Origin of the sequence: Allorhizobium paknamense, from assembly GCF_030815125.1 — a bacterium.
Lineage (GTDB): Bacteria > Pseudomonadota > Alphaproteobacteria > Rhizobiales > Rhizobiaceae > Allorhizobium > Allorhizobium paknamense.
Window position 1 is genome coordinate 429,498 of the sequence record NZ_JAUSWH010000001.1, and the last position, 15,320, is coordinate 444,817.

Annotated in this window: 9 protein-coding genes; 5 read left to right on the forward strand and 4 right to left on the reverse strand. The window is 59.8% G+C overall.

The window, feature by feature from the left end; genetic code table 11:
* Positions 1–213: 213 nt before the first annotated feature.
* On the reverse strand, positions 214–1,260 hold the full coding sequence (locus tag QO005_RS02095; protein ID WP_307156301.1) for a class I SAM-dependent methyltransferase: 1,047 nt from the start codon (positions 1,258–1,260) through the stop codon (positions 214–216).
* 322 nt (positions 1,261–1,582) lie between these two features.
* On the opposite strand from QO005_RS02095, the gene QO005_RS02100 reads away from it, so the two are divergent.
* Complete coding sequence (locus QO005_RS02100; protein WP_370877983.1) at positions 1,583–3,607, forward strand: putative bifunctional diguanylate cyclase/phosphodiesterase; 2,025 nt, start codon at positions 1,583–1,585, stop codon at positions 3,605–3,607.
* Positions 3,608–3,781: 174 nt separating this feature from the next.
* Here the strand turns inward: QO005_RS02100 and parC are convergent, their stop codons facing one another.
* Positions 3,782–6,058, reverse strand: coding sequence for a DNA topoisomerase IV subunit A (parC, locus tag QO005_RS02105; protein ID WP_307156302.1), 2,277 nt, complete (start codon positions 6,056–6,058; stop codon positions 3,782–3,784).
* A 275-nt stretch (positions 6,059–6,333) separates the two neighbouring features.
* On the opposite strand from parC, the gene QO005_RS02110 reads away from it, so the two are divergent.
* On the forward strand, positions 6,334–7,542 hold the full coding sequence (locus QO005_RS02110) for an aq_1923 C-terminal domain (protein ID WP_307156303.1): 1,209 nt from the start codon (positions 6,334–6,336) through the stop codon (positions 7,540–7,542).
* Between the two features lie 118 nt (positions 7,543–7,660).
* On the opposite strand, the gene QO005_RS02115 is transcribed toward QO005_RS02110, so the two are convergent.
* Together QO005_RS02115 and aspS are read right to left on the reverse strand one after the other, a co-directional pair.
* Entirely contained in the window at positions 7,661–9,667 is a 2,007-nt protein-coding gene (locus QO005_RS02115) for a methyl-accepting chemotaxis protein (RefSeq protein ID WP_307156304.1), read from the reverse strand.
* A gap of 414 nt (positions 9,668–10,081) precedes the next feature.
* On the reverse strand, positions 10,082–11,869 hold the full coding sequence (gene aspS, locus QO005_RS02120) for an aspartate--tRNA ligase (protein WP_307156305.1): 1,788 nt from the start codon (positions 11,867–11,869) through the stop codon (positions 10,082–10,084).
* A 262-nt stretch (positions 11,870–12,131) separates the two neighbouring features.
* Here aspS and QO005_RS02125 point away from each other — a divergent pair, with 262 nt between their 5' ends.
* The 3 genes from QO005_RS02125 (at position 12,132) to QO005_RS02135 (ending at position 15,316) form a co-directional block, all read left to right on the forward strand.
* A complete protein-coding gene (locus QO005_RS02125; protein WP_307156306.1) occupies positions 12,132–13,535 on the forward strand; it encodes a multicopper oxidase family protein in 1,404 nt (467 codons plus the stop codon).
* Between the two features lie 123 nt (positions 13,536–13,658).
* Entirely contained in the window at positions 13,659–14,807 is a 1,149-nt protein-coding gene (gene rnd / locus QO005_RS02130) for a ribonuclease D (RefSeq protein ID WP_307156307.1), read from the forward strand.
* Positions 14,807–15,316 carry a GNAT family N-acetyltransferase gene (locus tag QO005_RS02135; RefSeq protein ID WP_307156308.1) on the forward strand — a complete coding sequence of 170 codons (510 nt, stop codon included), beginning with the start codon at positions 14,807–14,809 and terminating at the stop codon, positions 15,314–15,316. Before rnd ends, QO005_RS02135 begins: the two co-directional genes overlap by 1 nt.
* The last annotated feature ends 4 nt before the right edge of the window (positions 15,317–15,320 follow it).

Sequence of the window (15,320 nt, forward strand, 5' to 3'; positions counted from 1 at the left end):
CCGGCCCATTGAGCGGACCGGCTGATGCTTTTGATAGCTCGCCTTGCAAAGAAAGCAGTTTCTATCGCCGGGAGGAAAACGGAAACTGCTTCAAGCTGCCACTGCATAATTCCTTAAATCGGCATCGATTTAAGGGTAAAATTATGCAGCAGATCTAAAGTGCTACAGCGAACCTTTGTGCGCCATATATGGCGCACGGCGCTGTAGGAAAATTCAGCCGAGTTTACGAATGATGCCGTAAACGATGTTACGGTTGGCGCCGAACCGAACCTGCGCTTCAACCTGCCCCTCTTGCGTGCTGCCCTTGATGATGCGCCACATATCGGCCTCGGTGCGCAGCAGCAGCGCCCAGTTCATGAAGGTTTCCATATAGCCGTCCACCACGATGTCTTCCGCGAAATTCGCAAAGAGGAACACGCCGTTCGGCTTCAGCATCTCCATGCATTTGCGCGTCAGCTTGATGGAGACCTTATCGTTCAGATAGTCGTAAAGGCCGGAAGCGTAGACGAAATCGAAGGTGCCGAGCTGGTGCTTGCCGGTGAAAATGTCCTTCACGGAGCCTTCGATCGGCTCGATGCAGGTGCCTGCGAAATCCTGAGCGATGGAGCCGACGCTCAAGGGATCCTGATCGAGCGCCACCCAGCGCTTCAGCCGTCCCTCGGCCAGCGCCTTGGACCGGTTTGCCTCGCGCAGATGCCCGGCGGCAATGGTCAGAATTTCGGCCTGGGGCCCACGCGAACCGGCAATCTCATCGACATGCTGGGTCAGGATATCGCGGCGCTCGCGTACGGCCACGGAGGAGGATGCATTCTTGGTGTAATCGTAAAGGGCGAGCCCCAGCGGCGTCGAGGCGGCAATCTCGCCGGCAACGCTCGGATGGCCGTAGATGAAGTCCAGCAATTGTGCATCGCCGGAATAGCCGCGCGGCTTTTCAAAAGACCAGCGAGTGAAGGGATCCTGCTGGAAATAGCGGGAAACCGGATGGTTCTGGGCAATCGGGATCAGCGCCTGCCAAACCAGCGGCGATGTCTTGATACGGATGTCGTGAAGCGCCATCGCCGTGCGCGCGATGATCTGCGCCGGATCGACCTGTTGTTCGAACTGCTGCAGAGAAATGGCAAGAACCAGGGCGAGTTCGGTGCGGGCCAGCGCCAGTTCAGCCTCGTCCAACTGGCTGTTGGCGGGTGAGGCCACCTCGGCGGCGATGGACTCAGGGGTAATCAGGCTTTCTCCGTCCAAGGCAATTTCGACGTTTCTCATATGGGGCATTCCTTATTTGCTAGTAAATTATGGGAGGTGTTAATAATTTGGTTACTATAATTGGGGTTTTTCGAAATGCGACTGGTCTTCTCCAGTTTGTAGCGGTAAGGTTAATTCTACCAATATTTGTGCACATTATTGGACTTAAACGTTTTAGAATAATACATGTGACGCATTTTTCGCCAGATCCGCCCCGTAACGGGACAATTTTTCAGAAGCGGGAAAAACACCTGTGTCTAACGAATAGACAGGGATGGCCCGCCTCAAGTAACGTCGAATCAACGCTTTCGACGCGAATCTCAGGTGATTCCGGCGTTAACAGATGGATCACGGCATGAAGCAGCCCCTGCCACAGACCATGGAGGCAGCACCGGCGCCCTTGGGGGAGCTGCCGACACCGGCAGAGGTGTGGAAACTCTACAGAACCCGCACGGAAGAGACCCGGGCTGCCGCAACCCGCCACGGTCTCTGGGTTTCGGTCTTTGTCTACCTGCTGTTTGCGTTCAGCGATTATGTTCTTTTGCAAGATGTTATCGTTGAAACGACCATTGCCCGCCTGGTGGTCGGCATCGGGGCGCTGGTCATGATGGAAATACAGGTTGCGAGCGGCACCAAGGCGCAGTGGCTGGACCTGACTTGCGCTCTCGCCCTGATCGCCGGCTATGGTTTCTGGCTTTATCCTGCGACAGGCACGGCCGAGATCGACAATCTCCGCTTCTATATGGTGTTCGGCGCCATTTTCATGATGGGAGCAAACCTTTTTTTCAGCTTCGAATTCTGGCTGTCGGTCGTCACATCCTGCGTCGTGATGGCGATGTTTGCGCTGGCGGTATCCCAGGTCTTTCCAGGGGAATTCTACTATAGCGTCGCCTTCGGCACGTTTTATATCGCCTGCTTCACCTTTACCTCCTACGTGAACTGGCGGCTGAACCGGGAGCGCTATCAGGTGTTCCTGAACGCTCTGGAGGCAGAGCACCAGCATCGCGAGGCGACAGAGCGCGGGCGGGCGCTGTTCCGGCTGTCCCACACCGATTACCTCACTGGCATCGACAACCGCCGCGCCATCGACCAGCGCCTCAGGGATTGCTGGAGCGCCTGGCAAACCAGCGGTACGGCCTTTTCCGTGATTCTGGTCGATGTCGATTTCTTCAAGAAATACAATGATTGCTATGGCCATCAGGCTGGAGACCGGTGTCTGGTTCTGGTCACCAATGCGCTGAACGAAGCGCTGCTACCCTATAATGCCTCGCTGGGACGCTATGGCGGGGAAGAGTTCATTGTGCTGGCAGAGGTTTCCGGGCAGCAGCAGGTGCGCGCCCTGTGTGAACTCATGCGCTCCACCGTGGAGCGCATGGCCCTGGTGCATGATCAGCGCCGCGACGGCCTCTCCATCATCACCGTCAGCGTTGGCGCGGCCTATACGCGCGAGCAGATGGGCCCGAAACTGGAGCGGCTGATTTCCGAAGCCGACCGCGCCCTCTACAGCGCCAAGGCAAATGGCCGCAACTGCGTGCGGCTTTTCGATCCGAACGATCCGCATAGCAGCGACGAGAGCGAAAACATCGCCGCGCTGCTGAAGGTCGCCATCAGCCGCAAACTGGTTTCGCTGGTCTATCAACCCATCTACAATCTGGAAACCGGCGCAGTGGCCGCAGCGGAAGCACTGATGCGGTTGAAGATGCTGGACGGCTCCCCCGTCGGCCCTGCCCTTTTCATCCCCATTGCCGAGCGTACCGGCTCCATCATCAGCCTTGGCCTCTGGAGCATTCGCCAGGCCTGCGAGGATATGCTGGCAACGGGAAAAGCCCCACTGGTCAGCGTCAATGTCTCCCCCCTGCAATTGAAGGCGCGCGGCTTTGCTGCCGCCGTCAAAACCATTTTGCAGGAAACCGGTGTGGATGGCAGCCAACTCGCCTTTGAAATCACCGAGGGCATCGACATGGAGGGCCAGTCCGACATCCTGCGCTGCCTGAAAGAGTTGGAAACGCTCGGCATCCGGATCTGGCTCGATGATTTCGGCACCGGCTTTGCCGGTCTGTCCTGGCTGCGGCTCTTCAACTTTCACACCGTGAAAATCGACAGATCCTTCCTGCTGGATTGCGATACGCAGATGGGCAAGACCATGTTGCGGGATATTATCAGCCTCATCCGCCATCGCGGCAACCGTATTCTGGTGGAGGGCATCGAAACCGAAGAGCAGTTGGCGCTGATGCGCCGGTTCCGGATCGATGACGTGCAGGGCTACCTGATGGGCAGGCCAGTTCCGCCGGAGGTTTTCGGGCAGGATGCCACGACAGATTCCGGCAAACAGCGTCGCAGTGCCGCAGGGCGCGCCGCGAAGGCGTGATCGCTCCAAAACGCTGCGGGGCTTTTTGCCCCGCTTGTTTTATTCAAAAGAAGGGCTTTACAGCGCCGTGCGCCATATATGGCGCACAAAGGACGCTGTAACACTTTAAATCTGCTGCATAATTTTATCCTTAAATCGATTCCGATTTAAGGAATTATGCAGCAGGGTCAAAACTCAACCGCTGAACTTGCCGCTGCGCGGAAAGCCCTTTGGCACGGTGCGACCGGCGCTGGCGCGGTCACCCAGCCACTCGATCAACTCGTCCTTGTTCTTGCTGAAGCTGCGACCGGCGCTGTCTTCCCAGGTCAGGCCATCGCTCAACGCGAAGCATTTGATGTCGGAAATGCCGCCATCCTTGTAGCGCTGCAAGCGCACGCCCTTGCCGCGCGTCATTTCCGGCACCTGCGCCAGCGGGAACACCACCATCTTGCGGTTTTCTCCCACCACGGCCATGTGATCGCCCATCACGGGCACCACGAGCTTGGCTTCATCCGGCAGGCTGACATTCATGACCTGCTTGCCCTTGCGGGTATTGGCAACAATTTCGCTCTCCGGCACGATGAAGCCATTGCCCGCCGTCGATGCCAGGATCAGCTTGCGGGCGGGATCATGCACAAAAGCCGTCAGCACGTCCTGGTCGTTTTCCATATCCACCATGATACGGATCGGCTCGCCATGGCCGCGGCCACCCGGCAGCTTGTCGCCGCCCAGCGTGTAGACCTTGCCGCCGGTGGTCACCAGCAGGATCTTGTCGGTCGTCTGGGCCGGGAAGGCCACCTTCAACCCATCGCCTTCCTTGAAGGTCAGACCGGACGTATCGGAGATATGTCCCTTCAGCGCCCGGATCCAGCCTTTTTCGGAAACGACGACGGTGATCGGCTCCTTCTCGATCATCGCCTGCTGAATGGCCTCCAGATCGGCATCGGGGGCATCGGCAAAGGCGGTGCGGCGGCGGCCAAGCTCGGTGGCCTTGGCGTATTTCTTCTTCACCTCGCCGATTTCCCAGGCCACCGTCTGCCAGAGCTTGTCATCGGAGGCGAGCAGCGTCTCGATCTCGGCCTTTTCGGCGGAGAGCGCCTCATGCTCCTTGCGGATTTCAAACTCTTCCAGCTTGCGCAAATTGCGCAGCCGCATGTTCAAGATGGCCTCGGCCTGGTTGTCGGTGAGCGAGAAGGTGGCGATCAGCACGTCCTTCGGCTCGTCCTCCTCGCGGATGATGCGGATCACCTCATCGAGATTGAGATAGGCAATCAGCAGGCCGCCGAGAATTTCCAGACGCCGGTCGATGGCCGCCAGCCGGAAGCGCGACCGGCGTACCAGCACGTCCTTCCGGTGCCCCAGCCACTCGGTCAGCACCTCATTAAGGGCCATGACCTTCGGCACCTTGCCCTGGCTCAGCACATTCATGTTGAGCGGAATGCGGCTTTCAAGCTCGGTGAGCTTGAACAGCGATTCCATCAGCAGGGTCGCATCCACCGTCCGGCTTTTCGGCACCAGCACGATGCGCACATCTTCCGCCGATTCATCGCGAACATCTTCCAGCAGCGGCAGTTTGCGGGCAATCAGCAGTTCTGCGATCTTTTCGATCAGCCGGGATTTCTGCACCTGGAACGGAATTTCGGTGATGATGATCTGATAGCCGCCCCGGCCCAGATCCTCCTGCTCCCACTTCGCCCGCACGCGAAAACCGCCACGCCCGGTGCGGTAGGTTTCGACCATGCTGGCGCGGCTCTCGACAATAATGCCGCCGGTCGGGAAATCCGGTCCCTCGATACCGCCGCGCTCGGGATGGGCGGGGTCCGCCAGCAATTCCTCCACGGGCGCGCCGGGGTTCTTGATCAGATAAAGCGCCGCATCGCAGATTTCATGAGCATTGTGCGGCGGAATGGAGGTGGCCATGCCCACCGCAATGCCGGACGCGCCGTTGGCCAGGAGGTTCGGGAAAGCGCCGGGCAGCACGACCGGCTCATCGTCTTCCTCGTTATAGGTGGGCCGATAATCCACCGCATCCTGATCGATGCCTTCCAGCAGCAGCGCTGCAACCTCGGTCATCCGCGCTTCGGTGTAACGATAGGCGGCGGCGGCGTCGCCATCGATATTGCCGAAATTGCCCTGCCCGTCCACGACCGGATAACGCTGCGAAAAATCCTGCGCCAGACGCACCAGCGCATCATAGACCGACTGGTCGCCATGCGGGTGGAACTTACCGATCACGTCGCCGACGATACGGGCGCATTTCTTGAAGGCGGAATTGGGCCGGATGCCCATCTCGCTCATGGCGTGGATGATTCGCCTGTGCACCGGTTTCAGCCCGTCGCGCACATCCGGCAGCGCCCGATGCATGATGGTGGAGAGCGCATAGGCAAGATAGCGCTCTTCCAGCGCCGACTTCAGATCGACCGGAGTGATGTGATCGCCGCCGTCATCAGGCGGTAAAAGACTTTTTCCCATGTTTCTTCCCTAGCCGAGATGCCCCGGAACAGCAAGGATTCAAGGGGTTCTGCCTGTGGATGAGCAGCTTTGCCCAAGCTTACGATATTTTGCGAAATCTGCATGCGCCCCACAAAAACGCTTGGCGGCAGCATAAGCCGCCTTATAAAAACCATGCTGCTTGGAGAGGGGCAGGATCAAGTATCGGTCCGACCGGATAGACCGGCGCTCCAGGCTCGAGTTCAGCGCGCGTCTTGGAAAAAATGTGCGCAAAGCTATTTCAAGGGGACTTCGCCATGACATTTCATTTTACCCGCCGCCTCATGGCGACAGCCGCCATTCTTGCCATGCCCTCCTTCGCCTGGGCGCTGGACGGCCAGGACCTTCTGAAAAAGATCAATGCCGCCTATGGCGATGGCCGCGTCAAGCTTGCCGCCGTCTCCGTGGATATTTCCGGTGACAACGCCGTGCTCAAGGGCGCGACACTTGCCGTTTCCGGCCCCAATGCCAGCGCCATTCCGGTGGGCGACGTGCGCCTCAGCGGCGTCACCGCCAATGAAGATGGTTCCTACGAAATCGAGCGGGTGGATTTCCAGCCGCTCAACATGACGCAGGAAACCAGCTCTATCCGGGCTGACAATCTCTACATGACCGGCGTTTCCATCCCCGCCAACACCAATGGCGACACGATTGCGTCCATGATGACCTATGAGAAGGCGCATGCCGGCCCCATGAGCATCACCAGCGAGGGCAAGCCGGTGGTGAGCGTCGCCAGCGCCGATGTGAATACGTCGGTGGAGGATGACGGCGCATCGCTCGCCTTCGACAGCGCCGTCAAGGGCATCAAGGTGGACCTGAGCGATGTCAAGGATCCGAAGGCCCAGGAGACGATCGAGAAGCTCGATCTCAAGACGCTGTCGGGTGAAGTCGCGATGAAGGGAAGCTGGGAGCTGCAATCCGGCACCATCGATATAGAAGATTACACCCTGAATTTCGATCGGGTCGGCAAGCTCAGCATGGCCTTCAGCCTCTCCGGCTACACGCTGGACCTGGTGAAGCAGTTCCAGGAAACCGCCAAGCGCATGGAAGAGGTGAACGGCGACGAGCAGGCTCGCCAGCAGGCACAGCAGGCCGCCGGCATTGCCATGCTGGGCCTGATACAGCAGATGTCCTTCCTCGGCGCCGATATTCGCTTCGACGATGCCGGCATTACCAAGCGGGCGCTCGATTATGCCGGTGCCCAGCAGGGCGTTTCCGGCAAGGACATGACGCAGATGATCAAGGCCATGGTGCCGATGATGCTGGCCCAGGCGAAGCTTGGTGCGTTCCAGCAGGAGCTTTCGGCAGCGGTCAACGCCTATCTCGATAACCCGAAGAGCCTGGATATTTCCGCGGAACCGGAAAACCCGGTGCCCTTCCCGATGATCGCGGGTGCGGCCATGGGCGCACCGGAAACCCTGCCGAAACTCCTGGGTGCGAAGGTCACGGCCAACGAGGCCGAGTGAAAACACACAATGATAAGGGAGAACGCAAGGAAGCGCGCTTTGCGCCTCTCTTGAAAGAGAAAAGCCGGGGCAGACTGCCCCGGCTTTTCTCGTTTTACATCAACCGTCCAACTCGGTCTCAGAACTCCTCCCAGGAGGCCTCCACAGCCGCTGCGCTGGTGGCCTTGCCGGAGAAGGCCTGTGCGAGCTTGCTGGCCATGGCGCGGGCGGGTGAGGTAATGGGTCTTTGTCCCTTTGCCGCAGCCACAGGCTTGGCGCTCGTGCTGGTGACTGGCCGCACCGCCGCCGCTTCGGCAGGTTTGGCGCTCGTGGCGGGCCTCAGCGCCTGCCCGGCCCCCTGCCCCAGCTTGAAGTGCGAGAGCAATTCGTTGAGCGAAGCCGCCTCCCGGGCAAGGCTGTGGCTTGCCGCCGTTTGCTGCTCCACCATGGCGGCGTTCTGCTGCGTGCCCTGGTCCATGGAGTTCACCGCCGTATTGATCTCCTGCAAGCCGACGGATTGCTCACGGGCGGCTTCCACGATAGCGCGAACATTGCGGTTGATGTCCTGGATTTCCTCGACCATCTGCACCAGTGCCTGACCGGTGCGATCCACCAGCGACACGCCGTTTTCCACCTGTGCGCTGGAATTGGCCACCAGTGTCTTGATTTCCTTGGCGGCATTGGCCGAGCGCTGGGCAAGCTCGCGCACTTCCTGGGCAACGACCGCGAAACCCTTGCCCGCTTCACCGGCGCGCGCGGCCTCAACGCCTGCATTCAGCGCCAGAAGATTGGTCTGGAAGGCGATTTCATCGATGACGCCGATGATATTGCCGATGGCCGCAGAGGACTTCTCGATCTCCTGCATCGCCTCGACGGCCTGACGCACCACTTCACCGGAATGTTCGGCACCCGTGCGGGCCCGCTCGACCAGGCTTCCGGCATCCTCCGCCCGGCGCGTGGAATCCTTGACGGTGGTGGTGATCTGCTCAAGCGCGGCAGCGGTCTCTTCCACCGATGCTGCCTGCTGCTCCGTGCGGCGGGAGAGATCATCGGCAGCCGCACGAATTTCATTGGCACCGGCATCGATGGCACGGGCATTTTCGCCCACGGCGGTGAGTGTCTGGTTGAGCTTCATCACCGATTCGTTGAAGTCGCGGCGCAGCATGTCCAGACGCTCGGCAAACGGCGTCTCGATCCGGTAAGCCACATCGCCGTCCGAAAGGTGACGAAGGCCGGCGCCAAGCTGCTCCACGGCAAAGCGAATCTCTTCGGCCTCGCGGTTTTTCTGGGCATCCCGGGCCTGCCGCTCCTCCTCGGAAAGGCTGCGCTGCTCATCGGCGCGACGCTCGGCCTCAATGCGGGCCAGTGCATTCTCCCGGAAGACCAGCAGGGCGCGCGCCATCTCGCCCAATTCGTCGGCACGATCCACGCCGGGAACCTCAGCCGCTGTCTCGCCCTTGGCCAGAGCCTCCATGCGCTGGCGAACGGCATGCAGGGGATGCAGGATGCCCTTGCGCAACACGATCACCGTGGCGGCGATCATCAATGCAAACACAACGCCAAGACCGGCCAGAATGATGCGGATCGAACTATCGGCGTCTGACTTCAGCTTGGACGCTTCCGTGGCGGTCTGGTCGACGAATTTTTGCAGCATCTTGCGCAGATCGTCCTCGACCGGCGTCATCAAATCACCTGCCTGATCGAGAAGGCTCAAGGCCAGATCGTTCTGATCCTTCGCACCAGCCTCGACAGACTGGTCGACCAGCGCCAGAACCTTGCGCGTCTTCTCGACCACCGGCAGGAAAGTAGCGTCATATTCCGGCTTCAGGCGGCGGAACTCATCGATCCGCGTCAACAACTGCTCGCGGTTTTCCTTGTACTTGGCCAGGGCCTGCTGACCGCCGACCGATGTTGCCGGACGCGCATAGACCTCATAGGCCCGGTAACCGACGCCCTGATAATTGCGGGTGATACGCGAGAGGGTCACCGCAGCTGCCTGATCGACGTCGATGAAGCGTTTGTTCACCTCCAGCGAATCGTTGAACTTCAACGACAAGAGCGCTGACGCGCCAATGCCGATGACGCACAAGGGCAGCACGATCCCCAGTATCTTCGTGCCGATACCGATTCTGCTCAGAATACTCATAAGACCCCCGGACCCCGCTCATCAAAAGCGCGGATGATAGAAACTGCATGAATCAGGAGAGGAGCCATGGCTGCATGCGCCGCCCTTACCGGCGTGAACAGGATGGGTTTGACACCTGCCGAAACCCACGCCTTGCAACCAAAATTCTCTACCTGAGATTGCCGAAACTATTCCGAAGTTTCTGAAAAAAAGATTAAACTTGAATATAATACATATATTTAAGCAATATGTATTTTATTATTATTTGATGTAAGTAAATATGAATTTCAATCTATATAGAATAAATCCTTGAATACTTCGGCAGCGAGCAGGCACACCTGCTGGCCGCAATAAAAAACCCTTGGCCGCCGACGCGACCAAGGGTTCATAAGACATACCGGTACTGCACCTGAGCGGCCCGGCCGCCGCCAGCGATCAATCCTTTTTGGATGGCACGACGCGCAGCGCCAGCTCCCTGAGCTGGGTGGGGGTAGCCGGGCTCGGCGCGTTCATCAGCAGATCCTGCGCCTGCTGGTTCATCGGGAAGAGCGAGATTTCGCGGAGGTTCTTCGCCCCCACCAGCAGCATCACCACACGGTCGATGCCGAAGGCGCAGCCGCCATGCGGAGGTGCGCCGTACTGGAAGGCACGGTAAAGACCGCCGAAGCGTTCTTCCACATCCGTCTGGCTGAGGCCGACCTTTTCGAAGGCCTTGACCATCAGTTCCGGCGACTGGTTACGGATCGAGCCGGACGCGATTTCGAAGCCGTTGCACACCGCGTCATACTGATAAGCCTTCAGCTCCAGCGGGTCCTTGGAATCGAAGGCTTCGATGCCACCCTGCGGCATGGAGAAGGGGTTGTGCGCGAAGTCGATCTTCTTCTCGTCCTCGTTCCACTCGTAGAAGGGGAAATCAACGATCCAGCAGAATTCGTAACGGTCGCGGTCGATCAGGTTCAGCTCGTCCGCCGCACGGTTACGCGCCTCACCGGCGAACTTGTAGAACTTCGAAGGCTCACCGGCCACGAAGAAGCAGGCGTCGCCCGCACCGAGACCGAGCTGGGCGGCAATGGCGGCGGTACGCTCTTCGCCGATATTCTTGGCGAGCGGGCCCGAGCCTGCCACCTTACCCTCTTCTTCCTTCCAGAAAATATAGCCCAGGCCCGGCTGGCCCTGGCTCTGCGCCCAGGCATTCATGCGGTCGCAGAAGGCGCGGGAACCGCCGGTCTTTGCCGGAATGGCCCAGACTTCCACCTTCGGGTTGGAAGCGATCATGTTGGCGAAGACCTTGAAGCCGGAACCGGCAAAATGCTCGGTCACGCTTTCCATGACGATGGGGTTGCGCAGGTCCGGCTTGTCGGAACCGTATTTGCGGATGGCTTCGTCATAGGGAATGCGCGGCCAGTTCTTCGTCACCGGCTTGCCTTCGGCAAACTGTTCGAAGACCGAGGTCATCATCGGTTCCATGGTTTCCCAGACATCTTCCTGGGTCACGAAGCTCATTTCCACGTCGAGCTGGTAGAACTCGCCCGGCAGACGGTCGGCGCGCGGGTCTTCATCGCGGAAGCAGGGCGCGATCTGGAAATAGCGGTCGAAACCGGCCACCATCAGCAGCTGCTTGTATTGCTGCGGCGCCTGCGGCAGCGCGAAGAACTTGCCTTCATGGATACGGCTCGGCACGAGGAAGTCGCGCGCGCCTTCCGGTGAAGAGGCTGTCAGGATCGGCGTCGTGTATTCGGCAAAGCCGATCTCGCCCATGCCCTTGCGCATGGCGGAAATGATCTGCGTGCGCTTGACGATATTGCGGTGCAGGGTTTCGCGGCGCAGATCGAGGAAGCGATATTTCAGGCGCACGTCTTCCGGATAATCCGGCTCGCCGAACACCGGCAGCGGCAGTTCCTTCGCCACTGAAAGCACTTCGATCTCGTGGGCGTAAAGCTCGATCTCGCCGGTCGGCATGGTCTTGTTGACGGTTTCGTCGGTGCGGGCCTTCACCACGCCATCGATGCGAATGACCCATTCGCCGCGCACGGTTTCAGCCGCCTTGAAGGCCGGGCTGTCGGGATCGGCCACCACCTGGGTAATGCCATAATGGTCGCGCAGATCGATAAAGAGAACGCCGCCATGGTCACGGACGCGGTGAACCCAGCCGGAAAGGCGAACGGTCGAGCCGACATCGGCTTTGCGAAGGGCGGCACAGGTGTGACTGCGATAACGATGCATTGTGGAGGTTCCTGGACTTTACATCTTGGCATGGCCCGGACTTCGAAAAGCCCACGGCCCGCAACGGAGAATTTGGGCGGAAACGCGCATGGTGCGCCTGATTTGTCAAGGCGGATCGCCCATTCCTCCCGCATTCCTCGGGTTTCGCTTCTGTGGCACGCATCCGCCTGCGTGACACGATTCGTGATTCCTGCGGCCTCGCGCCCTATTGATGAATTTGCCCCTCAACTTTAAGAGGGAACATTCAGTTTCGGAGCCTGTCATGCCGTCTCTTTCCCGCCGCACGCTTCTTAAAGGTTCAGCGCTCATCGGTGCTTACGGTCTTGGCCTTGCTGCCGCCAATCGCTTTGCTGAGGCGGGCGTGGCCGCAGCGCCGCTGGAAATCGAGGCGAAGACCACCACCGCCATTCTGGATGGGCGCAATACGACGAAGAACGTTTTCACCTACAGCCTGCCCGGTGAGTCCTCCCCGATGCCGCCGGTGCTGCGCCTGAAACGGAACGCGCCCTTTGCCGCCCGGCTGATCAACCGGCTGGACGATGCCACCACCATTCACTGGCACGGGCTTCGCATTCCAAACGCCATGGATGGCGTGCCCTTCCTCACCCAGCCCTATGTCTACAAGGGCGATCACTTCGACTATGCCTTCACACCGCCGGATGCGGGCACCTTCTGGTATCATCCCCATTGCAGCACGCTGGAGCAGATGGGCCATGGCATGACCGGCCTGCTGATCGTCGAAGACCCTAAGGATCCGGTGTTCGATGCGGAATTGACGCTCAACCTGCGGGACTGGCGGCTGGGGTCAGACGGCCAGTTCATCGAGCTTTTCAAGCCGCGCGATACCGCCCGCGCCGGAACCTTCGGCACGGTGCGCGGCGCGAACTGGCAGGTGGAACCGCGCATGCAGGCCCCCACAGGCGGGCTGGTGCGGCTGAGGCTGGCGGCCACCGATGTCACCCGCATCTATAATTTGAAGCTCGACGGCGCGGAGGCCATGGTGCTGGCGCTGGACGGCCAGCCGCTGGCAAAGCCGAAACCTCTGGATATGGCGGTGGTCGCGCCCGGCCAGCGGCTCGATCTTGCCATCCGCATGCCCGACAGCGAGGGACAGGAAGCAAGCCTCGTCGACCTGCGCCCCAGCACGCCGAAGGTGGTGGCGCGCTTCCAGGCGGCAGGCGCCTCCCTCAAGCGGACGCTTTCCGATACCCCGGCCCTACAGCCCAATCCCTTCGAGGAACCGGATCTCGGCAGCGCCGAGCATATTCCGCTTGTCCTCAGCTCCACGGCGGAAAACGCCGCGCGCGATTCGATCTGCGGCACACTGGGCTACAGTTTCTGGGCCATCAACAAGGTGGTCTGGCCGGGCGATACGCCCGATCCGATGGCGCCGCTGGCCGAGCTGAAACAGGGGCGAAGCTATGTCTTCGATCTCGTCAACACCACGCCGCATGCCCACCCCATTCACCTGCACGGCATGAATTTCAAGGTGGTCGCTTCATCGAAAGGCCCGGTCGATCCGTTGATCTCCGATACCTATCTCGTCCTGCCGGATGAAAAGGTTCAGCTTGCCCTGGTGGCGCATAATCCGGGTGATTGGGTGCTGCATTGCCACATCATCGAACACCAGAAAACCGGCATGACGTCCTATATTCGTGTCGTTTAGGCTATATCGCCTTCAAATTATCGTGGATGCCCGCCAAAGCGTCCTCACAAACATGTCATGAACTTGACATCCGCTGTGTGAGGGAGAACTAAAGACTGATTACGAAAAAGACGCTGGGGCGAAATGATTGTTACAACCAAAGATTTGGAAGCGGCCTGCGCCACACTCGCGCAATCCGATTTTATCACCATCGATACTGAATTCCTGCGGGAAACCACTTTCTGGCCGGAGCTTTGCCTGATCCAGATGGCCAGCCCGACGCTGGAGGTGATCGTGGATCCCCTGGCCGAAGGGCTGGATCTGAAGCCGTTTTTCGAACTCATGGCCAATTCCGCCGTCACCAAGGTGTTTCACGCCGCCCGGCAGGATATTGAAATCATTTTTCACCTCGGCAATCTCATTCCGCATCCGATTTTCGACACCCAGGTCGCGGCCATGGTCTGCGGCTTTGGCGACAGCGTGTCCTATGACCAGCTGGTCCAGAAGATCAAGAATGTGCAGATCGACAAAAGCTCCCGCTTTACCGACTGGAGCCGCCGCCCGCTCTCGGAAAAACAGCTCGATTACGCCTTGGCCGATGTCACCCATCTGCGCGATGTCTATCTGAAGCTGCGCGATGAACTGGAGCGCGAAGGCCGCGCTGGCTGGCTGAAGGAGGAAATGGCAATCCTCGAAGCCCGCGAAACCTATGATCTGCATCCGGATGACGCCTGGCAGCGGCTGAAAATGCGGCTGCGCAAGCCGCAGGAACTGATGGTGCTGAAAGGCGTCGCCGCCTGGCGCGAGCGCGAGGCCCGCGCCCGCAACGTGCCGCGTTCGCGCGTGCTGAAGGATGATGCGATCTTTGAAATTGCCCAACAGCAGCCGAAGGATGCCGAGGCGCTGGGCCGTCTGCGCACGATCCCGAAGGGGTGGGAACGCTCGTCTTCGGGTTCTGCCATTGTCGAGACCGTCAATGCCGCGCTCGCCATCCCCAAGGCCGAATGGCCGCAGATCCAGCGGCAGGCGCATGTGCCCGAAGGCACGGCCTCGGCGGTGGAGCTTCTCAAGGTGCTGCTGCGGCTCACCTCCGAAAAGCATGGCGTGGCCGCCAAGATGATCGCCAATACCGACGATCTGGAAAAGATTGCGCTGGACGGCGAAAAGGCCGAGGTTCCGGCCATGAGCGGCTGGCGGCGCGAGCTTTTCGGCGATTATGCGCTGAAGCTTATCAATGGCGGCGTGGCGCTGCGCTTCGTCGGCAAGAAGATCGAGGCCGTGGAGCTTGCCTGATGCCAGCCATCCGCATGCGCCGTGCAAGCGAGACCGATATCGACTTCATGATGTCGGCGGAACGGCAGCCCGGCTATGCGGAACTGGTAGGCCGCTTTACCGAGGATGAATACCGGGCGGAAATGGCGAAAGCCGATTCCGCCGTGATGATCGGTGAGGATGACGGCGTGCCCGTGGGGCTGGTCATTCTGCAAAACATCCACCACCATTTCCGCAATATTTATATCAAACGTGTCGTGGTGGAGCAGGCTGGTCATGGTATCGGCACGGCCATGATGCAGAGCGTGACGGACTGGGCCTTCACGGAGTTGAACGCCTATCGCCTGTGGCTCAGTGCACATGCCCATAATCTTCGTGCGCAGCGGGTTTATGAAAAGGTTGGCTTCCGGCAGGAAGGCGTGCAATGCGGCGCCTATGGCTGGCCGGACGGCCGCTTTACCGACCTCGTGCAGATGTCACTGCTCCAGCCGGAATGGCAGGCTCTGGCGGCAACCCGCGATCTGGCGTAAGACC